Origin of the sequence: Streptomyces bambusae, from assembly GCF_020532645.1 — a bacterium.
Classification (GTDB): domain Bacteria; phylum Actinomycetota; class Actinomycetes; order Streptomycetales; family Streptomycetaceae; genus Streptomyces; species Streptomyces bambusae.
On sequence record NZ_JAJAUZ010000012.1, the window covers coordinates 84823 to 104224 of the forward strand.

At 75.2% G+C, this 19402-nt stretch carries 19 protein-coding genes; 9 read left to right on the plus strand and 10 right to left on the minus strand.

Features of this window, described 5'->3' with window-relative positions; translation table 11 throughout:
• Positions 1 to 60: 60 nt before the first annotated feature.
• Together LG634_RS11405 and LG634_RS11410 are read right to left on the minus strand one after the other, a co-directional pair.
• Entirely contained in the window at positions 61 to 1059 is a 999-nt protein-coding gene (locus tag LG634_RS11405; protein ID WP_226733602.1) for a PfkB family carbohydrate kinase, read from the minus strand.
• The gene (locus tag LG634_RS11410; RefSeq protein WP_226733603.1) at positions 1056 to 1685 is read right to left on the minus strand and encodes a bifunctional 4-hydroxy-2-oxoglutarate aldolase/2-dehydro-3-deoxy-phosphogluconate aldolase; all 630 of its coding nucleotides are present in this window, start codon (positions 1683 to 1685) and stop codon (positions 1056 to 1058) included. The genes LG634_RS11405 and LG634_RS11410 overlap by 4 nt, the downstream gene beginning before the upstream one ends.
• A gap of 96 nt (positions 1686 to 1781) precedes the next feature.
• Between LG634_RS11410 and LG634_RS11415 the strand changes: the two genes are divergently transcribed.
• Complete coding sequence (locus tag LG634_RS11415) at positions 1782 to 2576, plus strand: IclR family transcriptional regulator (RefSeq protein ID WP_226733604.1); 795 nt, start codon at positions 1782 to 1784, stop codon at positions 2574 to 2576.
• A 25-nt stretch (positions 2577 to 2601) separates the two neighbouring features.
• Here the strand turns inward: LG634_RS11415 and LG634_RS11420 are convergent, their stop codons facing one another.
• Complete coding sequence (locus tag LG634_RS11420; RefSeq protein ID WP_226733605.1) at positions 2602 to 3573, minus strand: GlxA family transcriptional regulator; 972 nt, start codon at positions 3571 to 3573, stop codon at positions 2602 to 2604.
• Between the two features lie 71 nt (positions 3574 to 3644).
• Here LG634_RS11420 and LG634_RS11425 point away from each other — a divergent pair, with 71 nt between their 5' ends.
• On the plus strand, positions 3645 to 4238 hold the full coding sequence (locus LG634_RS11425) for a cysteine hydrolase family protein (protein WP_226733606.1): 594 nt from the start codon (positions 3645 to 3647) through the stop codon (positions 4236 to 4238).
• Positions 4239 to 4286: 48 nt separating this feature from the next.
• Here LG634_RS11425 and LG634_RS11430 read toward each other — a convergent pair whose 3' ends face one another.
• On the minus strand, positions 4287 to 5198 hold the full coding sequence (locus tag LG634_RS11430; RefSeq protein WP_226733607.1) for a LysR family transcriptional regulator: 912 nt from the start codon (positions 5196 to 5198) through the stop codon (positions 4287 to 4289).
• A gap of 72 nt (positions 5199 to 5270) precedes the next feature.
• On the opposite strand from LG634_RS11430, the gene LG634_RS11435 reads away from it, so the two are divergent.
• On the plus strand, positions 5271 to 6185 hold the full coding sequence (locus LG634_RS11435; RefSeq protein ID WP_226733608.1) for a dihydrodipicolinate synthase family protein: 915 nt from the start codon (positions 5271 to 5273) through the stop codon (positions 6183 to 6185).
• Positions 6186 to 6244: 59 nt separating this feature from the next.
• Here the strand turns inward: LG634_RS11435 and LG634_RS11440 are convergent, their stop codons facing one another.
• Together LG634_RS11440 and LG634_RS11445 are read right to left on the minus strand one after the other, a co-directional pair.
• A complete protein-coding gene (locus LG634_RS11440) occupies positions 6245 to 6976 on the minus strand; it encodes a class I SAM-dependent methyltransferase (RefSeq protein ID WP_226733609.1) in 732 nt (243 codons plus the stop codon).
• Positions 6977 to 7220: 244 nt separating this feature from the next.
• Positions 7221 to 7700 carry a MarR family winged helix-turn-helix transcriptional regulator gene (locus LG634_RS11445; RefSeq protein WP_226733610.1) on the minus strand — a complete coding sequence of 160 codons (480 nt, stop codon included), beginning with the start codon at positions 7698 to 7700 and terminating at the stop codon, positions 7221 to 7223.
• 114 nt (positions 7701 to 7814) lie between these two features.
• Between LG634_RS11445 and LG634_RS11450 the strand changes: the two genes are divergently transcribed.
• A complete protein-coding gene (locus tag LG634_RS11450) occupies positions 7815 to 8228 on the plus strand; it encodes an organic hydroperoxide resistance protein (RefSeq protein WP_226733611.1) in 414 nt (137 codons plus the stop codon).
• A 31-nt stretch (positions 8229 to 8259) separates the two neighbouring features.
• On the opposite strand, the gene LG634_RS11455 is transcribed toward LG634_RS11450, so the two are convergent.
• Entirely contained in the window at positions 8260 to 9786 is a 1527-nt protein-coding gene (locus LG634_RS11455) for an ATP-dependent DNA ligase (RefSeq protein WP_226733612.1), read from the minus strand.
• Positions 9787 to 10159: 373 nt separating this feature from the next.
• Between LG634_RS11455 and LG634_RS11460 the strand changes: the two genes are divergently transcribed.
• Together LG634_RS11460 and LG634_RS11465 are read left to right on the plus strand one after the other, a co-directional pair.
• Positions 10160 to 11635 (plus strand): MFS transporter, encoded by a 1476-nt coding sequence (locus LG634_RS11460; RefSeq protein WP_226733613.1) that lies wholly within the window; start codon positions 10160 to 10162, stop codon positions 11633 to 11635.
• A 6-nt stretch (positions 11636 to 11641) separates the two neighbouring features.
• The gene (locus tag LG634_RS11465) at positions 11642 to 12295 is read left to right on the plus strand and encodes a DUF6629 family protein (protein WP_226733614.1); all 654 of its coding nucleotides are present in this window, start codon (positions 11642 to 11644) and stop codon (positions 12293 to 12295) included.
• Between the two features lie 66 nt (positions 12296 to 12361).
• Here LG634_RS11465 and LG634_RS11470 read toward each other — a convergent pair whose 3' ends face one another.
• Entirely contained in the window at positions 12362 to 13363 is a 1002-nt protein-coding gene (locus tag LG634_RS11470; RefSeq protein ID WP_226733615.1) for a hypothetical protein, read from the minus strand.
• Between the two features lie 400 nt (positions 13364 to 13763).
• Here LG634_RS11470 and LG634_RS11475 point away from each other — a divergent pair, with 400 nt between their 5' ends.
• Positions 13764 to 14462 carry a hypothetical protein gene (locus LG634_RS11475; protein WP_226733616.1) on the plus strand — a complete coding sequence of 233 codons (699 nt, stop codon included), beginning with the start codon at positions 13764 to 13766 and terminating at the stop codon, positions 14460 to 14462.
• A 53-nt stretch (positions 14463 to 14515) separates the two neighbouring features.
• Here the strand turns inward: LG634_RS11475 and LG634_RS11480 are convergent, their stop codons facing one another.
• Positions 14516 to 14707, minus strand: a complete 192-nt coding sequence (locus LG634_RS11480; protein WP_226733617.1) for a hypothetical protein — start codon at positions 14705 to 14707, stop codon at positions 14516 to 14518.
• 196 nt (positions 14708 to 14903) lie between these two features.
• On the opposite strand from LG634_RS11480, the gene LG634_RS11485 reads away from it, so the two are divergent.
• Positions 14904 to 15086 carry a hypothetical protein gene (locus LG634_RS11485; RefSeq protein ID WP_226733618.1) on the plus strand — a complete coding sequence of 61 codons (183 nt, stop codon included), beginning with the start codon at positions 14904 to 14906 and terminating at the stop codon, positions 15084 to 15086.
• 63 nt (positions 15087 to 15149) lie between these two features.
• On the opposite strand, the gene LG634_RS11490 is transcribed toward LG634_RS11485, so the two are convergent.
• A complete protein-coding gene (locus LG634_RS11490) occupies positions 15150 to 16715 on the minus strand; it encodes an alpha/beta hydrolase (protein WP_226733619.1) in 1566 nt (521 codons plus the stop codon).
• Between the two features lie 225 nt (positions 16716 to 16940).
• Here LG634_RS11490 and LG634_RS11495 point away from each other — a divergent pair, with 225 nt between their 5' ends.
• A complete protein-coding gene (locus LG634_RS11495; RefSeq protein ID WP_226733620.1) occupies positions 16941 to 19397 on the plus strand; it encodes an excinuclease ABC subunit UvrA in 2457 nt (818 codons plus the stop codon).
• The last annotated feature ends 5 nt before the right edge of the window (positions 19398 to 19402 follow it).

The window sequence follows — 19402 nt, forward strand, 5'->3', positions numbered from 1 at the left end:
CCCCCCGCCCCCGCCAGGGGCGCGGGGAACTGCGCGACCGGCCCCCGCCGGCCCGCGGAATCACCCGGCCCCGCGCCCCGCAACACGCCCCCCAACACGCGCCGCCGTGCGCGCCGCCGTCTCGGAGAAGGCCGGTACGCATCCCGTACCGCCCCGCCCCGACACCGACAGGGACGCGGCGGACAGCCCGTGCGCCACGGCGAGGCCGAGCTCGTCGCCGAGCGCCAGCCGCGCCGTCACGGTGCCGGTGAAGCAGTCACCGGCACCGGTCGCGTCCACGACCGCCGGGTTCACCGGCACCTCCAGCCCCACCGCGCCCTCCCCCCGGTCCAGGAAGAACCGCCCGGCCCCGCTGGTCACCGCCACGACCGGCGCCCCCAGCGCCCGCACCCGCGCCGCGGCCACGACCGGGTCCACGGTCCCCAGCAGTGCCCCCGCGTCCCCCGGGCACGAGAGCTTGACCAGCCCCGCCAGCGGCGCCAGCTCCGCCAGGAGCGCCGCGGCCGCCGCCCGGTCCCCCAGCCGCGCCCGATAGTTGACGTCGTACGAGACGTGCCCGCCGGCTTCGTGCACCACCCGCGCCGCCGCCGGCACCGCCGCCCGGCCGGATGCGGACAGCGCCCCCGTCACCCCGCTCGTGACCAGCGCCCCGCACCCGGCCAGCAGCGGACGCCACTCCTCCACGTGCTCCGGGGCCAGCGTCGAGCCGGCGCTGCCGGTTCGCCAGTAGACGAACTCCCGGTCCCCGGCCGCGTCGGACGCCAGCAGGTAGGCCCCGTTGGGCCGGGGAGCCGTGCACACGGCGGAGACATCGATGCCCAGCTCCCCCGCCCGCGCCAGCAGCGGCCCGCTCAGCTCGTCGTCACCGACCACCGCCAGCAGCCCGGTGCGCGCACCCGCGGCCGCCGCGGCCGCCGCCGCGTTCAGCGCGTCACCGGAGAACGACAGCCGCGCCGCGCCGCCGTCCCGCACCTCGTGCAGCGGGCTGTCCGCGTGGACCTCGACCAGCACCTCACCCATCACCAGGACGTCGTACGGCTCCCCTCCGGTCCCGTTCACGGCGTCCCGCCACAGCATCCGCACGGCCGCGCGACGGCCGCGAACACCCCGGCCAGGGCGGCCGCTCCGGCCGGCAGCCCGGAGCCGATGCCGACCGCGTCGGCGCCCTCGTCGAGCCACGCCCCGACGTCCTCGGGCCGGATCCCCCCGGTCGGCACCAGCAGCGCCGGCGGCAGGACGGGCCGCAGCGAGCGCAGGTAGCGGGGCCCGACCGCATGCGCGGGAAACACCTTCGCGGCCCCGTACCGGGCCGCCGCCGCGATCTCCCCCGGTGTGAAGCCGCCCTCGACGAACACCGCGCCCCGCCGCTCGGCGACCGCCCGCACCGCGGGCGCGGGGAACGGCGAGACGAGGAACGCCGCCCCGGCGTCCAGCGCGGCCTCCGCCTGCCCGGTCGTGCTCACCGTCCCCACGCCGATGACGGCCGGCCGTCCGGCCGGGTCGGCGAGCGCGGCCGCCGCGGTCACCGCCCCGGCCCACCCGGGCGTGGACGTGGTCAGCTCGACCACCCGCCCGCCCGCCGCGACGAGGGCCGCGGCCCTGGCCACCGCCTCGTCCGGACCGGCACTGCGCAGCACCGGCAGCAGGCGCTGCGCCGCGAGCGCCGCCAGCGGATGACAGGACATGACACCCTCCCCCTCCACGCATTTGTTCCACGTAACGGAACCGAGTACCGTGTAACAGAACTCTTGGCGAGGACTCTACACAGGGACGGGACACCGATGGCGGCCGAACAGCAGGAATCCGCACGGCCCGCCCCCCGCGGCGGCCGCACCTCCACCGCCGGCACCGCCCTGGAGAAGTCGCTGCGCATCCTGGAGGCGGTGGCCGCGCCCGGCGGCCCGCACCGGCTCACCGACATCGCCCGCGCCGCCGCCGTCCCCAAGTCGAGCACGCACCGGATCCTGACCGCGCTCGCCGGACAGGGTTACGTACGGTCCGCCGACGAGGTCCGGTACGCCGCCGGGCCGCGGCTGCGCACGCTGGCCGCGGAGGTCTCGGCCGGGGAGCCGGCGGGGATCGGGCAGGTGCTGGGCCGGCTCCGGCAGGCCACCGGGCAGACCGTCCACCTGGCCCTGCACAGCGGGGAGACGGTGACGTACATCCGGAAGCTGGAGGACCACGCCCGCCCGTTCCGGACCGCCTCCCGCACCGGCATGCGAATGCCGCTGCACACCACCGCCATCGGCAAGTGCGTGCTGGCCGGGCTGCCGGCCGCCGAGGCGGACGCCCTGCTCGACGCCGCCGGTCTGCCCGGCCGCACCCCGGCCTCGCTGACCACCCGGGAGGCCCTGCGCGCCGACCTGGACGCGGTCCGGTCGCGCGGCTGGGCGCTGGACGACGAGGAGAACGAGCCGGGGATCCGCTGCATCGGTGCCGCCGTGCTCGACCCGTCGGGCCGCCCGGTGGGCGGGGTCAGCGTCACGACGGTCACCTTCCTGGTGCCGCGCCAGGAGCTCGAGTCGTACGCGCCGGCGCTGCGGGAGGCGGCGGCCGCGCTGGCCCCGCTGCTCTGACCGCGGCGCTCCGGCCCCGCGCGCGTCAGCCCGTACGCCCGCGGAAGGTGCTGCGGTACTCCCGCGGGGGCACGCCGACCCGCCGGGTGAACGGCGGGCGCAGCGAGACCGCGGAGGCGAATCCGCAGCGGACGGCGATCTCGTCCACCGGCAGGCCGGTCTCCTCCAGCAGCTGCTGGGCCGCGAGGATCCGCTGGTCGAGGAGCCAGCGCAGCGGGGTGGTGCCGGTGGCCCCGGCGAACCGGCGGGCGAACGAGCGTTCCGACATGTGGCCCAGCGCGCCCATGCTGCGGACGGTCCAGGGCCGGCCCAGGTCGGCGAGGACCCGGCTGCGGACCCCGGCGAGCGGGTCGGCCGCGGCGTCGGCCTCCGGGACCGGGGAGGGGATGAACTGGGCCTGGCCACCCGCCCGGAACGGCGCGGTGACCATGGCCCGGGCGATGGCCGCGGCGGTCTGCTGGCCGTGCGCGGAGCGGACCAGGTGCAGGCACAGGTCGATGCCCGCGGCCACCCCGGCGGAGCTCCAGATGCCGTCGTCCCCGGTGAACAGCACCTCGGGCCGTACGTCGGCGGCCGGGTGGCGGCGGGCGAGTTCGGCGGTGAGGGCCCAGTGGGTGGTGACGGCCCGCCCGTCGAGCAGCCCGGCCTCGCCGAGGACGAAGGCTCCCGCGCACAGCGAGGCGAGCGGGGTGCCCCGGGCGTGGACGGCGCGCAGGACGTCGAGCACGGCCGGCGGGGTGGCGGCCGCCGGGTCGGTGATCCCGGGGATCATGACCAGGTCGCAGTCGAGCAGGGCTGCCAGGGGGTGGTCGGGCACCCGCTCCAGCCCGCCGCCGAGCCGGACCCGCGCGCCGTCGGGCCCGCAGACCCGCAGGTCGAAGCGGGGTCCGTGGCCGGCCGCGCGCTCGGCCCACACCTCCCCGATCACCGCGTAGTCGAAGGCGCGCACGCCGTCGAAGACGAGGCAGCCCACCGTGCGGAACTCCGGAACGTCCATGGCGGGAATGTATCGATCGGCGGCTGCCTCGATGATCACGGCCCCCGGCGGTGCCGCCCGAGGATGGGGTCATGACGAACACGAGCGCTTTCGGCGCCCCCCTGACCCTCGACTCCGACGCCGTCCTCATCGTGGTGGACGTCCAGCAGGGCTTTGACGACGCGGAGTTCTGGGGCGTGCGGGACAACCCGGACGCCGAGAAGAACATCGCGGCGATCGCCGCCGCCTGGCAGGACTCCGGCCGTCCGGTGGTGGTGGTCCGGCACGCCTCGGACGGCGGGCCGCTGCAGCCGGGCACCCCGGGGCACGAGCTGAAGCCGGAGGCCGCCGGGATCCGCGCCGACCTGCACATCACCAAGACGGTCAACAGCGCCTTCTACGGCACCCCCGACCTGCACGCCTGGCTCGGCGAGCGGGGCGCCCGGCAGGTGGTGGTGACCGGGATCATGACCAACGTGTGCAACGAGTCGACGGCCCGGATGGCCGGGAACCTCGGATACGACACGGTGTTCCCGATCGACGCCATGCACACGTTCGGCCTGACCGGTCCGGACGGCGTGACCGTGCCGGCGGAGGAGCTCGCCCGCGGGACCGCCGCCGTCCTGCACGCGATGCGGTTCGCGAAGGTGGTCACCACGGAGGCGGTGCTGGCCGCGGCGGTCTGACCGCCGGCCGCCGCGGACCCGGCCCTGATCCGCCGGACTCGCCCCAGGTCAGTCCGCGGCGAGTCCGGCCGGCACCGCGGCCCGCAGGGCTTCGGTGACGGCGGCCACCGCGGGATGGGCGGCGGCCCCGCTGCGGAAGGCGATCCGGGTACGGCGCTGCACCGGCAGCCGGTCCAGGCGCACCGCCGGCCCGTGGTCCACCACGCCGAGCTGCGGTACGACGGCCACCCCCTGCCCGGCGGCCACCAGGGCCAGCACGGTGGCGAACTCGTCGACCTGGTGCCGGATCCGCGGGGTGAACCCGGCGGCCTGGCAGGCCCGTACGGCCATGGCGTGGCAGAGGGTGCCGGGGGTGGCGGTGATCCACGGCGCGTCGCGCCAGCGGGCGAGGCCCCCAGGGTCGCCGGCGGGCAGCGGGGCGGCGGGCGCGGCGGGCGACGCCAGGTACATGGCCTCGGTGAACAGGGCGGCGGTGGTCACCCCGGTCTCCTCGGGGCAGGGCACGAAGTCGTACTCGTGGACCAGGGCCACGTCCAGGTCGCCGGCCCGCAGGGCGTGGGCCACGGCGGCGGGGTCGGTCTCCGAGACCATCGGTTCCAGCCCGGGGTGGCGGGCGGCGAGGACCGTGAGGGCGGCCGGGACGATGGCCCGGGTGGCCGTGGGGAACGCGCCGATCCGCAGCGGTCCCGACAGGCCGTGCCGGGCGCCGGCGAGTTCGGCGGCGGCCTGTTCGAGGCGTTCCAGCACGGCGTCGGCGTGCCGGACCAGGTTCTCGCCCGCAGGCGTCAACCGGACCCGGCGGCCGGTCCGTTCCAGGAGCGGCAGGCCCGCCTCCCGTTCGAGGGCGCTGAGTTGCTGGGAGACCGCCGAGGGGGTGAAGGCGAGGGCTTCGGCCACGGCGGCGATGGTGCCGCGCACGGCGAGTTCGCGCAGCAGGCGCAGGCGTCGGACATCGAGCATCAGCTCAGCTTACGTTTGGGAACAGAAATGCGAACTGGACCTGAGCGTTCTGGCCCGGCGACCCTCGGAGGCATGACTCAGAAGACCCCGGCCGTCCACGGGACCGCCTTCCTGCACGGCATCCACGTACCGCTCGTCACCCCCTTCACCGCCGCCGGCGCCGTCGCGTACGAGGCGCTGGAGGGGCTGGCGCACCAGGCGATCGACGGGGGTGCGGCCGGGATCACGGCGCTCGGCACCACCGCGGAGGCCGCCACCCTGGTGGCGGCCGAGCGGGACGGGGTGGTGGACGTGTGCGCCCGGGTGTGCCGGGAGCGCGGGGCCGCCCTGCTGGTGGGGGCCGGGGGCGGCGGTACGCGGGCGGCCGGGGCGGCGCTCGCGGGGCTGGCGCGGTGGCCGGAGGTGGCCGGGGCGCTGGTGCTGGTGCCGCCGTTCACGCGGCCGACGCCGGAGGGCGTGGTGGCCCACTTCGCCCGGCTCGCGGCGACGGCTCCGGTGCCGCTGGTCGTCTACCACGTCCCGTACCGCACCGGGCTGCCGCTCGACGCGGGGACGCTGCGGACGATCGGGGCGCTGCCGGGGGTGGCGGGCGTCAAGTACGCGGCCGGGCTGGACGACGCGGCGGTGGCGCTGCTGGGCGACCTGCCGGCGGGGTTCGAGGTGCTCGCCGGGGACGACGTGCTGCTGTCGCCGATGCTGGCGCTGGGGGCGGCCGGCGGAATCCTGGCGTCGGCTCACCTGGCCACGGACCGGTTCGTCGAACTGGCCGCCGCCTGGCGGGCCGGCGAGAACGGCCGGGCCCGCGCGCTCGGGCACGCGCTGGCCCGGCTGTCGGCCGCCGCCTTCGCGGAACCCAACCCGACGGTCGTCAAGGGCGTGCTGCACGCGCAGGGCCGCATCCCGACCGCGGACGTCCGGCTGCCGCTGCTGCCCGCGGGCCGTCAGGCGGTGGACGCCGCCCTCACCTGCCTGGCCGAGCTGGGCTGACGGGCCTTCGGGAGCGTACGGCCGGGCAGCCGGACGGGCCGGCTGCCCGGCGCGGCGGGTCAGGCGGGACGGCGGAACAAGGCCGTCCACAGGAAGGGTTCGCCGAAGTGCGGGGAGTCCGCGGGCTCGTCCGTCATCCGGCGGAACTCCACCTCCTGGAGGTCGGAGAAGATCAGGCGCAGCGAGGCGTCGGTGTAGGCGAGGCCGCCGTGCAGGGCGGACTGGCGGTAGAGGTCGGCGTCCGGGATCTCGGAGCCCATCGCGCCGGCGGCGAAGCAGGTGAGGGCGAAGTGCCCGCCGGGGGCGAGCACCCGGTCCAGCAGGGCCAGATAGCTGACGCGCCGGTGCGGGGGCAGGTGGTGGAAGCAGCCCGAGTCGTAGACGAGGTCGTACGGGCCGCTCAGCTCGGCCGTGGTCAGTTCGAACGCGTCGCCGCAGTGGAAGCGGACGCCGGAACCGGCCTCGCGGGCGCGGTCGCGGGCCCAGTCCAGCGCGGCCGGTGACAGGTCGACGGCGTCGACGTCGAAGCCGCGGGCGTCCAGGTGGAGGGCGTTGCGGCCGGGGCCGCAGCCGAGGTCGAGCGCCCGGCCCGGGGTGACGAGCCCCCGGTCGAGGTAGCCGGTCAGGTTCTCGTCGGGCTTGGCCACGAAGAACGGCACGTCCCGGGTGCGGTCCGCGTAGAACGCGTCCCACCACGGCGCGGCACCCTCGGTCCAGCGGTCGGCCTCTGCCGCGAACAGCCCGTCGAGCAGCTTCATCACGTCTTCGACCGAGCGTATGGTGCGGTCCATCAACTCCCCTTTCGCCAGGGGTTGAACGCTACGGCCCTGCCGGGAAAAAGCCCAGCTCAGGGCCGCTCCAAGGAAGTTGACGGAAGGTCTCGGGCGGGCGCTGGGCGCACTGCGGGCCCGGGGTCCGAGAGCACCCCCGCACCCGGGGGCGAACGGGCGCGTGCGACCCCGCCGCGGGCCGTGGCGGGGGTGTTCCGGGCGCCGCCGGGCGGGGTTTTTCGCGGCGGGAACTGCCGGACAGGGCCTACACGCCTTCGGCGGCGGTGGCCGCGTCCAGGGCGGTGGTGAGGCGGTCGAGGCGGGCTCGGAGGTCGACGATGTCGGCGAGGCCGAAGCCGGTGGCGGCGGCGATCCGGCGGGGCACCTCTGCGGCCCGCTCGCGCAGCGCGGCGCCGGCGGCGGTGGGCGAGATGTGCACGGAGCGCTCGTCCTCGGCGCTGCGTTCGCGGGTGACGAGGCCGGCCGCCTCCAGCCGCTTGAGCAGCGGGGAGAGCGTGCCCGAGTCGAGGCGCAGGCTGCGGCCGAGCTCCTTGACCGGGACGGTGCCCTGCTCCCAGAGGACCAGCATCACCAGGTACTGCGGGTAGGTGAGGCCGAGGTCCTTGAGGAGGACCCGGTAGAGGCTCCCGAACGCGCGGGACGCGGCGTTCAGCGAGAAGCAGATCTGTCCGTCGAGGCGCAGGAAGTCCTGGTCGGAGGGGGTGTCTGCGAGGCGCTCGGTCATGGCATCCAGGATACCTCGCCGACCATTGAGTTGTGCACAACTTAATTGTGTGCTCTATTTATGGGGCGGCACCGCGAGGGGCCGCCCCCGTCACACCCCGAGAGGAACGCATCGATGGACGCGCTGTACACCGCTGTCGCCACCGCCAACGGCCGTGAGGGCCGCGCCGTCAGCTCCGACGGCCAGATCGACCTGGCCCTGGCGATGCCGCCGGCCCTGGGCGGCAACGGCCAGGGCACCAACCCCGAGCAGCTCTTCGCCGCCGGCTACGCGGCCTGCTTCGCCAGCGCCCTCGGCCTGGTCGGCCGCCAGTCCGGCGTCGACACCAGCGAGATCTCCGTGACCGCGGAGACGTCCATCGGCAAGGACACCGACGGCGGCTTCGGCCTCGCCGTGACCCTGCGCGTCGAGCTTCCCGAGGCCCTGCTCGGCGAGACGGGCCGACTGCTGGTCAAGAAGGCGCACGAGGTCTGCCCGTACTCCAAGGCGACCCGCGGCAACATCCCGGTCGAGCTCGTCGTCGAGTAGTCGGGCAGTCCGGCAGCCGGCAGCGGCCGGCTCAGGCGGAGGCCAGCACCGTCTCCACGGTGTCGGCCTCCGCCGCCGTCTTGTCGGGGCGGTACCGGACCACGCGGGCGAAGCGGAGCGTGACCCCGGCCGGGTAGCGCGGCGAGCGCTGGAGTCCGTCGTACGCGATCTCCACGACGAGCTCCGGGCGCACCCGCACCGTGAACCCGTCGTCGGACACCGCCAGGGCCGTGAGCCGGGCGGTCTGGTCGCGGAGCACGGCGTCGGTGAGCCCCTTGAAGGTCTTGCCGAGCATCACGAAACCGCCGTCCGCAGTGCGCGCCCCGAGGTGCAGGTTGGACAGGAACCCGGTGCGGCGGCCGTGGCCCCGTTCTGCGGCCAGGACCACCAGGTCCAGGGTGTGCACCGGTTTGACCTTGAGCCAGTGGCGGCCGCGGCGGCCGGCCGAGTACGGCGATTCGAGCGCCTTGACCACCACGCCCTCGTGACCGCGGGCGAGCGCCGCCGCCCAGAACGCCTCGGCCGCACCGGCGTCCGCGGCCGGGTCGGACACCGCCAGCCGCCGGACCCGGGCCGACGGCGGGACCAGCCGGTCCAGCAGGGCGTGCCGTTCCCGCAGCGGGAGGTCGAGCAGTTCCTGCCCGTCGGCGACGAGGACGTCGAAGAACGCCGGGCTGAGCGGCAGCGCGGCCTGCGCCGCGGCCACGTCCAGCCGGGAGCCGACCCGGCCCGCCACGTCCTGGAACGCCACCGGCCGGCCTTCCGCGTCCAGCGCGATGGCCTCGCCGTCGAGGATGAAGTCGCCGCCCGGCAGGGTCCGTGCGAGGGCGGCGACCTCGGGCAGCCGGTCCGTGATCTCCGCCAGTGACCGGGTGTACGCGCGGACGGTGCCGGCCGTGCGGTGCACCTGTACGCGGATCCCGTCGAGCTTCTCCTCCACGCTGCACGGGCCGAGCGCGGTCAGCGCCTCGGTCACCGACTTCGCGGTGTGCGCGAGCATGGGCTGGACCGGGCGGCCGACGGTGACGGTGAACGCCGCCAGGGCCGCGGGCCCGCCGGCGAGCACCGCCTCGGCCACCGGGGGCAGCGCCCCGGCGTGCATCACGGCCCGCCGCAGGTCCCCGGCGGGCACCCCGGCGGCCTCGGCGACCCCTTCGAGCGCGAGTGCGGCGAGGGCGCCCTGCCGTACCTCGCCGGAGATCAGGCGGATCAGGAACTCCTGCTCGGGGGCGGTGGCGCGGCCGAGCAGCGCGGTGAGGACGTGCCGTCGGCGGGCCTGGGATCCGGGGCCGGATTCGGCGGCCAGGTCCGTCAGCGCCGCGTCCACGGCCGTCACGGTCAGGACGGGCTCGTCGGATGCCGGGACCGGCTCGGCGAGCAGCCGCCGGCCCACGCCCAACCGCCCTTGCGGCAGTTCCCCGGCCAGGTAGGCCACGACGAGCCCCGCCTCTTCCACCGGCGCCCCGCCGAACAACCGGGCCAGCGCGCTCACCTTCCCACCCCGCCCGGCGGTGTCGGCAACTTCCCGGGAAACCCGCGCCACGTCCCCAATCAACACCCCACCATCGTCCCGCCCGACCGCCGGATCGGCCCGCTGAGCGGTGTCCCACCGTGCAGGGGCTCCGCCCCCACACCCCCGGTCCTCAAACGCCGGACGGGCTGGATTTCCCCAGCCGGGACCTCGTCCGCGGGATGCGGCGGGGCAAAAACCACGCCCTGCCCTCGTCCGCCGGATGCGGCGGGGCGAAATTCAGCCTCGCCGGCGATTGAGGCGCGGGGGTCCGGGGGCGGAGCCCCCGATCTTTGAGCCCCGTCGGCGGCTGAGGCGCGGGGTCCGGGGGCGGAGCCCCGGGACTGGGGCGCGCCGGTCAAGGGGGCGCGCATCACAAGACGGGCTGGCCGTACGCGCGTGGTACGGGCAGCCTGAAGCCATGGACTCCGCACAGGCACCGGCAACGAAGGACCGCCCCGTCCGGCTCCGGACGGCCCGCGGCCGCTGGGTCCTGTTCACCACCGTCCTCGGCTCCAGCATGGCCCTGCTCGACTCGACCGTCGTCAACGTCGCCCTCCCCCGCATCGGCGAAGACCTCGGCGCAGACCTGGCCACCCTCCAGTGGACGGTCAACGCGTACATGCTCACCCTGGCGGGCCTGATCCTCGTCGGCGGCGCCCTCGGCGACCGCTTCGGCCGCCGAAGGATCTTCGTACTCGGCGTGGCCTGGTTCGGTGCCGGCTCCCTCCTGTGCGGCCTGGCCCCGAACGCCGCCGTGCTGGTCGCCGCCCGCGCCCTGCAGGGGATCGGCGGCGCCCTCCTGACCCCCGGCTCACTCGCCCTCATCCAGTCCTCCCTCGCCCCCGAGGACCGTGGCCGGGCCGTCGGCCTGTGGTCGGGTCTCGGCGGGGTCGGCGCGGCCGTCGGCCCGTTCCTCGGCGGCTGGCTGGTGGACGGTCCGGGCTGGCGCTGGGTGTTCCTGCTGAACGTCCCCCTGGCCGCACTCTGCGTACCGATCGCCCTGCGGCACGTACCGGAGTCGCGCGACCCGGAGGCCACCGGCCGCTTCGACCTCGCCGGTGCGGCCCTCGGCGCCCTGGCCCTTGCCCTGGTCACGTACGCGCTGATCGAGGGCGGCTCGCCGGCCGGATACGCGACGGCCGTGGCGGGCGTACTGCTGGCGGGCGTGTTCGTGGTGGTGGAGCGGCGGCGCCGGGACCCGATGGTGCCGCCGGACATCTTCTCGTCACGGCTGTTCACCGCCGTCAACGTGGTGACGCTGTGCGTGTACGCGGCGCTCGGCGGCTTCTTCTTCCTCGCCGTCCTCCAGCTCCAGGTGGTGTGCGGCTACTCGGCTCTCGGCGCGGGCGCGGCGCTGCTGCCGACGACGGCGCTGATGCTGGTGCTGTCGGCGCGTGCGGGCGAGCTCGGGGAGCGCATCGGGCCACGGATCCCGCTGACGGCCGGCCCGCTGCTGTGCGCCGCGGGCATGCTGCTGATGGTGCGGGCGGGGCCGGACGCCTCGTACCTGCCGGACGTGCTGCCGGCGCTGCTCGTGCTGGGCCTCGGCATGGTGACGCTGGTGGCGCCGCTGACCGCGACGGTCCTGTCGTCGGTGCCGACCGCGCGGGCCGGGCTGGCGAGCGGCATCAACAACGCGGCGGCGCGGGCGGCCGGCCTGCTGGCCGTGGCGGCGCTGCCGCTGCTGGCGGGGATGGGACCGGAGGCGTACCGGTCGTCGGCGGAGTTCGACAGCGCGTTCCGGACGGCCATGTACTGGTGTGCGGGGCTGCTGGTGCTGGGCGCGCTGCTGGCCTGGACGACCGTACGCCCGGCCCGGGAGGCCGGCTGCCATCCGCAGTGCCGCACGTACTGCACGGTGGCGGCGCCGCCGCTGGAACCGCCGCAGGGGTGACGGGCCGTGTGCTGGAGTGCGACGGCGGACCTGGTCGCGGGATCCGTGATCACGGCGGCGGGCGGGTACTGCGTGGTCCGGACGGTACGCGCCCGGCGGCTGCGGGAGCTGCCGGTGGCGGGACTGCCGGTACTGCTGGGGGTGCACCAGCTGGTCGAGGCGGCGGTCTGGTCGGGTGGCGGCGGCACCGGGCCGGCGACCACCGCCTGGGCGGTGATCGCCTTTCCGGTGGCGGCGCTCTGGGTGCCGCTGGCCGTCCTGATCGCCGGGCCGGCACGGCCCCGGCTGTGGTGGCCGGTCGGGGCGGGGCTGCTGGTGGCGGGCTTTCTGGCGTACCGGATGGCGCTGCGGCCGGTGTCGGCGGAGATCCGGGGCCATACGGTGGGCTACGGCCTGGAGGTCCCGTACGCGGGCCTCGTCCTCGGGGCGTACCTCCTCGCCACGGTCGGGGCGCTGCTGCTGTCCCCCGCGCGGCTGCTCCGCCTCCTCGGCGCCCTGGTCGCAGCCGGCGCCGTGATCTGCGCAGCCCTCTGGCACACCGAATTCGTCTCGACGTGGTGCGCCTTCGCCGCCGCCGCCACCCTCCTCCTCACCTTCGGCCTCCACCCGCTCGGGGGCTCCGCCCCCGGACCACCGGTCCTCGAACGCCGGACGGGCTGAAGGGTGCCCCCCGGTGGGCAAACCGTTGTTCGGGAGGGGGCGGGGTGGGGAAGGACTCCCGGAGGGTCAGCCGGCCCAGGGGGCCATGGGGTACCAGATCAGGTCCCGGCGGGCCAGGATCCGGACGTCCCAGTAGAGCAGCATGAAGACCCCCGCAGCGACGAACGCGGCGGCCATCAGCGCCGACGTCCGGCTCGGCCGGGCCGTCAGCCACCGGCCGAGGCGGTCGCCGAAGAGACCGGCGACCAGCAGGAACAGCAGCGAGACGACCACGATGTTCCCGACCGCCTGGAGCCCGAACGCCACCGCCCCGTACAGCGGGTTGTGGCTCTCGGCCGCGTCCCGGAACAGCTGCCGGAACAACCCGTAGGGCCGCCCCAGCTGGAACGCCCCCACCAGCGCCCCCATGAACAGCATCGGTGCGTGGGGGAACCTCTCGGTCAGCCCCGCCAGCGGATCCCGCACCAGCCCGGCCGCCGCCAGTCCGAGGTACGTCATGACCAGGCCGAGCACCCCGTACACCACCATGGCCTGGATCAGCCGGCCCGAGAACCCGCCGCCGGACCCGCCCGTGGACTGCTCGAACTGCGGCATCCCCGTCCCGGCGAGTGCCGCCACCGCTCCGTACAGCGCGGACACGGACACCGCCCCGACCGCCAGCCAGCCGAGCGGCCGCACCAGCTGGGCGAGGCGCCCGCGGCGCGTCTGCACCTGCCCGGCCAGCGGGGCCATGGCGCTGAACACGGCCACGTTGCACGCGGTGAACGTGCCCGCGACGCCGGTCGCGAGGGCGAAGGCGATCCCGGCGAGCGCGCCGTTGATCGGCGCGTCCTTGGCGGGATGGCCGAGCAGCGCCCCCGCCACGTTCCCGCCGATGGTCTTGTCGACGAACTCGGCCGACCAGACCACCGTGAGCGCGAACCCGAACAGCGCCCCGACGATCAGGACCAGGGTTCTCCGGCGCGGCGGATGCCCGTTGAAGAGGAACGACGCGGAGCGCGCGCCGAGGGACGAGTCGGTGCGCTCCGCCCTGGAACGCGCTGCTGGGCCGCCGGCAAGCTGGGTCATGAGACAGTTCCTCCCACACGAGTGTTCTTACATGACTGGTGCGTTCGAAGCGTTCGAGGCCACACCGTAGGGGCCGACGTCCCCCCGCGGCAGAGCGCACATTCCGCCAACACTCTTCTCTTTCACGCCAGTTGCCGACCTGCTCGGCCGCCGCCCGTAGCCTGTGCGCCATGGACCCGACGGATCACCCCGCGCGCCCCGCCGGCACCACCGCCCCGGCCCGGGGTTCCTTCGTCATCCCCCGATGATGGCAGCGCGGCCCGGCCCGGCGTCAGGCTCGCGGTGTCAGAGGTGGGTGACAGCGGGGAGCCAGCCCCCGGAACCAGCCCCCCGGCCGCCACGTCACAGGAGCAGCGCCCGGGCCCGGCCCCGGATCCGGGGCGGCGAACGGGGAGGAACGATGGTGCACTTCGCTGCGAGATCGGTCCGCACGGCGGCGGCAACGGCCGCGCTCTGCCTGCTGGCGGCCGGCTGCGGGACGGCCGGAGCAACGGGAGGTACGGGCGAGACCGGCGAGACGGGCGGTTCGGGCGGTACGGTCCGCACGCCGAAGGCCCTGCCGCAGGCTCCGCGGAAGCCCGGCCCCGGCGGGACCTGCCCGACGATCGAGATCGGCGGGCCCGCCCCGACCACGATCGACGGGACGCCCGCGAACATCGAGGAGGCGATGACCACCTCCGAAGCACTGGCCCGGATCGTCGAAGCGCCCGACAGCCGGTTCGCGGACACCTATGGAGAGATGATCAACGACCATCCGGCCGGCCGGGTCGCCGTGTGCGTCACCGACCTGACGCGCGGCCGCGAACTACTGGCCGCGGCGCAGCAGGCGTCCCCGAAGGCGGACCTGACCCGGGCGGACCTGTACACGTGCCCCTTCCCGCGGCGAACGCTCGAAGCGGCCCGGGACCGGGTGAGCATGGAGACGGGCGCGTACAGCTTCCCGGTGATCATGGTGGGCCCCGGGGATGCGTGCGCCGGCCTCAACGTGGGCAGCACGGCCGCCGGTGCCGCGTCGGAGGGTTTCCGCGCCGAGCTGTCGAAGGTCGCGGGCGTCCCCGTCAAGGTCGAGCACCGCGACATGCCCAGCCTTCTCGGCTGACGGGCCGGGCCGCCGTCGCGGCCCGGCCCCGGCCGTGTTCTCCGTGCAGGAGGTCAGGGAAGATACGCCTCGATCGCGGCGGCGCCCTTCTCCTCGATCATGCGCTTGGCGCGCTCCAGCCGCTCGGGGGTGACATCGGCTCCCGTGGCCATCACCAGGTCCTCGGGGTCGAAGGGCCGCTCGCCTCCGCTGTAGAGGCGCTGCGGCCGCGGCGGCTGGTTCTTGTCCTCCGGCGCATCCTTCATGGCGGTCCACCTCGCTCGGTGTGGTGCAGAAGTACTTCCCCCGAGCGTAGACACACCGCCGCCGCCGCGCACCCCCCGGCGGGCGGGGTCCGGCGGCCCGGGTCGCGTCATCCGCCGTTCACCTGCATGTCCCTCGTTGCGCATTTTGAGGCTTTACCGTCGGTTCCTGCCGATTCCACCAACGGGAGGCGCGATCATGGGCATCGACTGGGCCCTCGCAGCCGCGGTCTTCTTCCTCGGCTTCTGCGCCGCTGTCGCGGCGATGACCGTGTTCGGGGTGGCCGTACGGCTGCGCCGCCGGTCCGCACGCAGGACCGGCCCCCTCGGAGCACCCGCACCTACGGGTGCGTGGCCCAAGGAGGTCGGCCGGTGGCGCTGAGCCGCAGGAGCGGGACCCGATCCGGCAGACGGGCCCGGCCCTCCGGTCAGTGCGTCATCGGGCTCAGAAGCGGCCGGCCGGAACCGGGAAGCGCGACGGGCCCGACTGCGGGAGCTCCATGCGGTCGGCGGTCGGGGCCGCCTTGCAGGTGACGTTGCGGGCCGGCAGCCTGCCGGTCAGCAGGTACGAGTTCACCGAGGAGTCGGCGCAGGTGTTCCTGGCGAAGAGGTACACGCCGTGGCCCTCGCCCTCGTCCACCGTGACCATCCGCGAGCCCTTCATGGCGCGGTGCAGGCCGAGCCCGCTGACCAGCGGGGTCTGCGAGTCCCACTCGTTCTGGACGGCCAGCACGCCGACCTTGTTCGCGACCTCGGTGGCGGGCTCGATGCCCTTCTTCCAGTAGGCGCACGGCATGATGTTCGAGCCGAAGTCGCCGTACAGCGGGTAGCGGACCTTGTCGCGCAGCGCGTCGCGGCGGTACTGCGCCGGGTCCCGCGGCCAGTTCCGGGTGTCGGTGCAGATCACCGCGAGGAAGGCGGCCTCGCCGTTGTCGGCGGGCACGCCCGCGAACGCGGCACCCTTCGCGGGGCCCGCGGTCTCGCGCGGGGCCGGCAGGGTGGCCGGGCGGCCGGCGGCGGCCTCCTTGAGGGCCACGACGAACTCCGAGGCGTCCTTCACGCTGAAGAACACACCGCGCGCGGAGCGGATGTCGTCACCGTTGATCTTCTCCTCGCCGATCACGATCGGCGTCTTGTTGGCGCGCTTGACCAGGTCCCAGAAGGTCTTGCGCACCGCGGCCGGCGTGCTGCCCAGGTGGTACTGGCCGTCCCGCGCGGCGCTCCAGCGGGTCCAGCGGTCGAAGGCCGGCTCGGCGCCCTCGGCCCAGACCTGGATCATGCCGCGCCACACGCGCTTCGGGTCCACGCTGCTGTCCAGCACGAACCGGTCGGTGCGCGCGGGGAACAGCTGGGTGTAGACGGCGCCGAGATAGGTGCCGTACGAGTAGCCCAGGTACGAGATCTTGCGCTCGCCGAGCACGCCGCGGATGACGTCCATGTCGCGGGCCGTGTTGCGCGTGGTGATGTGCGGCAGCAGGTCGCCCGACTTGGCCTCGCACTTGGCGGCCACGCGCTTGGCCCAGGCGACGTCCTTCTGGAACGTCTCCTTCTTGTACACGCGCGGCAGCCGGCTGTCCTCGCGGGTCAGCCCGCAGGTCACCGGGGTGCTGAGGCCGACGCCGCGCGGGTCGAAGCCGATCAGGTCGTAGCTCTCGCGCACCTTCTTGGGCAGCATCTCCAGGCCCATGAGCGGCATGGTCAGGCCGGAGCCGCCGGGGCCGCCCGGGTTGAAGAGCAGGACACCGTGCCGCTTGGGGCTGGTGCTCTTGATCCGGGAGATCGCGACGTCGATCTTGCGGCCGGACGGCTTGCGGTAGTCCAGGGGGACCTTGATGGTCGCGCACTGGAACTCGGCCGGCGCCTGCCGGTCGCAGCGCTTCCAGGTGGGCGTCTGGCGGAGATACCCGTCGGCGGCCGTGGGGGCGGGGGCGGCCTGGGCGGGCGCGAGGCCGGGCACGAGGGTGGCGGTGAGACCCACGGCCAGCAGCGACGCGATTCTGCGCATGCGCACGAGAGCCGGTTCCTTTCGGAGTCGGAGCAGGACATGCCCACCCTGGTACGTCGCACGCCCGAGCGAATCAGCCCACGGGACAGGACTCTCTACGACTCCAGGATGATCAGACAAGCCGTCAAGTATGAGATGAATACCGGACATTGGCCGGCACCGGACGAAATGGCTCCGTTTCCGTCGGGTCCGCCCGGCCCCGGCGCCCGCCCGGCACGTAGGATCGGCCGGATGCACGCGCCCGGCCCCGCCCCCGCACCGCCTTCCGCCCACGCCCCCGCACCGCCCTCCGCCCACGCCCCCGACCCGTACGTACGGGTCCGCGGCGCCCGCGAGCACAACCTGCGCAACGTGGACGTGGACATCCCGCGGGACGCGCTCACGGTGTTCACCGGAGTGTCCGGATCCGGCAAGTCCTCCCTCGCCTTCGGCACGCTCTACGCGGAGGCCCAGCGGCGGTACTTCGAGTCGGTCGCGCCCTACGCCCGGCGGCTGATCCACCAGGTGGGCGCGCCCGCGGTCGGCGAGATCACGGGGCTGCCGCCCGCCGTCTCGCTGGAGCAGCGGCGCAGCACCCCCGGCTCGCGGTCCTCGGTCGGCACCGTGACCCTGCTGTCCAACTCGCTGCGCATGCTGTTCTCGCGGGCCGGCAGTCACCCGCCCGGCGCGCCCCGGCTGGACTCGGACGCCTTCTCCCCCAACACGGTGGCGGGCGCCTGCCCCGGCTGCCACGGGCTCGGCCGGATCCACCGGACCTCGGAGGAACTCCTCGTCCCCGACCCCTCGCTGAGCATCCGCGACGGCGCGGTCGCCGCCTGGCCGGGGGCCTGGCAGGGCAAGAACCTCCGCGACATCCTGGCCACCCTCGGGTACGACGTGGACCGGCCGTGGCGGGAGCTGCCGGCGGCGGACCGGCAGTGGATCCTCTTCACCCCCGAGCAGCCGGTCGTCACGGTGCACCCGGTGCGCGAGGCGGACCGCATCCAGCGGCCGTACCAGGGCACGTACGCGAGCGCCGAGCGGTACGTGATGAAGACGTTCTCCGACACGAAGAGCGCCACCCTGCGGGCGAAGGCGGAACGCTTCCTGACCAGCGCCGCGTGCCCGGACTGCGGCGGCAGCCGGCTGCGCCCCGAGGCCATGGCCGTCACCTTCGCCGGCCGCACCATCGCGGAACTGGCCGCGCTGCCGCTGACCGGACTCGCCGAGCTGCTGGCCGGTCCGGCGAGCGGCGCGGAGGGGCCGGCGCGGGTGCTGGCCGAGGACCTGCTCGCCCGGATCGGGCCGGTCACCGAGCTGGGCCTGGGCTACCTGAGCCTGGACCGGACGGCGCCGACGCTCTCGGCGGGCGAGCTGCAGCGGTTGCGGCTCGCGACGCAGCTGCGCTCCGGGCTGTTCGGGGTGGTGTACGTCCTCGACGAGCCGTCGGCGGGACTGCACCCGGCGGACACGGAGGCGCTGCTCGGGGTGCTGGACCGGCTGAAGGCGGCGGGGAACACGGTGTTCGTGGTCGAGCACCACCTCGACGTGGTGCGGCACGCGGACTGGCTGGTGGATGTGGGTCCGCGGGCGGGCGAGCACGGCGGCCGGGTGCTGCACAGCGGGCCGCCGGCGGCGCTGGCGCAGGTGCCGGCATCGGCGACCGGCCGCTACCTGTTCGGCCGCGAGCCCGCGCCGCGGCGGCCGGCGCGCACCCCGTCGGGGTGGCTGCGGCTGAGCGGGGTGAGCCGCAACAACCTGCGGGACCTGGACGCCGAGTTCCCGCTGGGCGTGCTCACCGCGGTGACCGGGGTCTCCGGCTCCGGCAAGTCGACCCTCGTCGGGCAGGTGCTGGCCGAGGAGGCGGCCGGGCGGATCGCGGCGGGCGGGCCGGGGCCGGTGACCCGGCTGGTCGAGGTGGACCAGAAGCCGATCGGTCGGACCCCGCGCTCCAACCTGGCCACGTACACAGGTCTGTTCGACGTCGTGCGCAAGATCTTCGCCGGGACAGCGGAGGCGCGGGCGCGCGGCTACCGGGCCGGCCGGTTCTCGTTCAACGTGCCCGGCGGCCGCTGCGAGACCTGCCAGGGCGAGGGGTTCGTCTCGGTGGAGCTGCTGTTCCTGCCCAGTACGTACGCGCCCTGCCCGGAGTGCGGCGGCGCCCGGTACAACGCGGAGACGCTGGAGGTCCGCCACGAGGGCCGCAGCATCGCCGAGGTGCTGGAGCTGACCGTGGAGGCCGCGGCCGCGTTCTTCGCGGGTGTCCCGGCGGCGGCCCGCTGCCTGCGCGCACTGGAGGACGTCGGGCTCGGCTACCTGCGGCTCGGCCAGCCCGCCACCGAGCTGTCGGGCGGTGAGGCGCAGCGCATCAAGCTGGCGGCGGAACTGCGCGGCACCGCGCCGCGCGGCCGCGACCACACGCTGTACCTGCTGGACGAGCCGACCACGGGCCTGCACCCGGCCGATGTGGAGGTGCTGGTGCGGCAGTTGCACGGGCTGGTGGACGCGGGCCACTCGGTGGTGGTCGTCGAGCACGACATGACGGTGGCCGCCGGCGCCGACTGGGTCATCGACCTGGGCCCCGGCGGCGGCGCCGAGGGCGGCCGCATCGTCGCCGCGGGCCCGCCGCCGCAGGTCGCCGCCGGCTCCGGTGCCACGGCCCGCCACCTGTCCCGCGCACTCGCGCAGGCGGCCGGGGCCGGGGACTGACGGCC

What these genes read in the sequence shown, in the direction of transcription:
- LG634_RS11410 (WP_226733603.1), bottom strand. Translation starts at nt 1,685, where the DNA reads ATGTCCTGTCATCCGCTGGCGGCGCTCGCGGCGCAGCGCCTGCTGCCG.
- LG634_RS11415 (WP_226733604.1), top strand. Translation starts at nt 1,782, where the DNA reads ATGGCGGCCGAACAGCAGGAATCCGCACGGCCCGCCCCCCGCGGCGGC.
- LG634_RS11420 (WP_226733605.1), bottom strand. Translation starts at nt 3,573, where the DNA reads ATGGACGTTCCGGAGTTCCGCACGGTGGGCTGCCTCGTCTTCGACGGC.
- LG634_RS11425 (WP_226733606.1), top strand. Translation starts at nt 3,645, where the DNA reads ATGACGAACACGAGCGCTTTCGGCGCCCCCCTGACCCTCGACTCCGAC.
- LG634_RS11430 (WP_226733607.1), bottom strand. Translation starts at nt 5,198, where the DNA reads ATGCTCGATGTCCGACGCCTGCGCCTGCTGCGCGAACTCGCCGTGCGC.
- LG634_RS11435 (WP_226733608.1), top strand. Translation starts at nt 5,271, where the DNA reads ATGACTCAGAAGACCCCGGCCGTCCACGGGACCGCCTTCCTGCACGGC.
- LG634_RS11440 (WP_226733609.1), bottom strand. Translation starts at nt 6,976, where the DNA reads ATGGACCGCACCATACGCTCGGTCGAAGACGTGATGAAGCTGCTCGAC.
- LG634_RS11445 (WP_226733610.1), bottom strand. Translation starts at nt 7,700, where the DNA reads ATGACCGAGCGCCTCGCAGACACCCCCTCCGACCAGGACTTCCTGCGC.
- LG634_RS11450 (WP_226733611.1), top strand. Translation starts at nt 7,815, where the DNA reads ATGGACGCGCTGTACACCGCTGTCGCCACCGCCAACGGCCGTGAGGGC.
- LG634_RS11460 (WP_226733613.1), top strand. Translation starts at nt 10,160, where the DNA reads ATGGACTCCGCACAGGCACCGGCAACGAAGGACCGCCCCGTCCGGCTC.
- LG634_RS11470 (WP_226733615.1), bottom strand. Translation starts at nt 13,363, where the DNA reads ATGACCCAGCTTGCCGGCGGCCCAGCAGCGCGTTCCAGGGCGGAGCGC.
- LG634_RS11475 (WP_226733616.1), top strand. Translation starts at nt 13,764, where the DNA reads ATGGTGCACTTCGCTGCGAGATCGGTCCGCACGGCGGCGGCAACGGCC.
- LG634_RS11480 (WP_226733617.1), bottom strand. Translation starts at nt 14,707, where the DNA reads ATGAAGGATGCGCCGGAGGACAAGAACCAGCCGCCGCGGCCGCAGCGC.
- LG634_RS11485 (WP_226733618.1), top strand. Translation starts at nt 14,904, where the DNA reads ATGGGCATCGACTGGGCCCTCGCAGCCGCGGTCTTCTTCCTCGGCTTC.
- LG634_RS11495 (WP_226733620.1), top strand. Translation starts at nt 16,941, where the DNA reads ATGCACGCGCCCGGCCCCGCCCCCGCACCGCCTTCCGCCCACGCCCCC.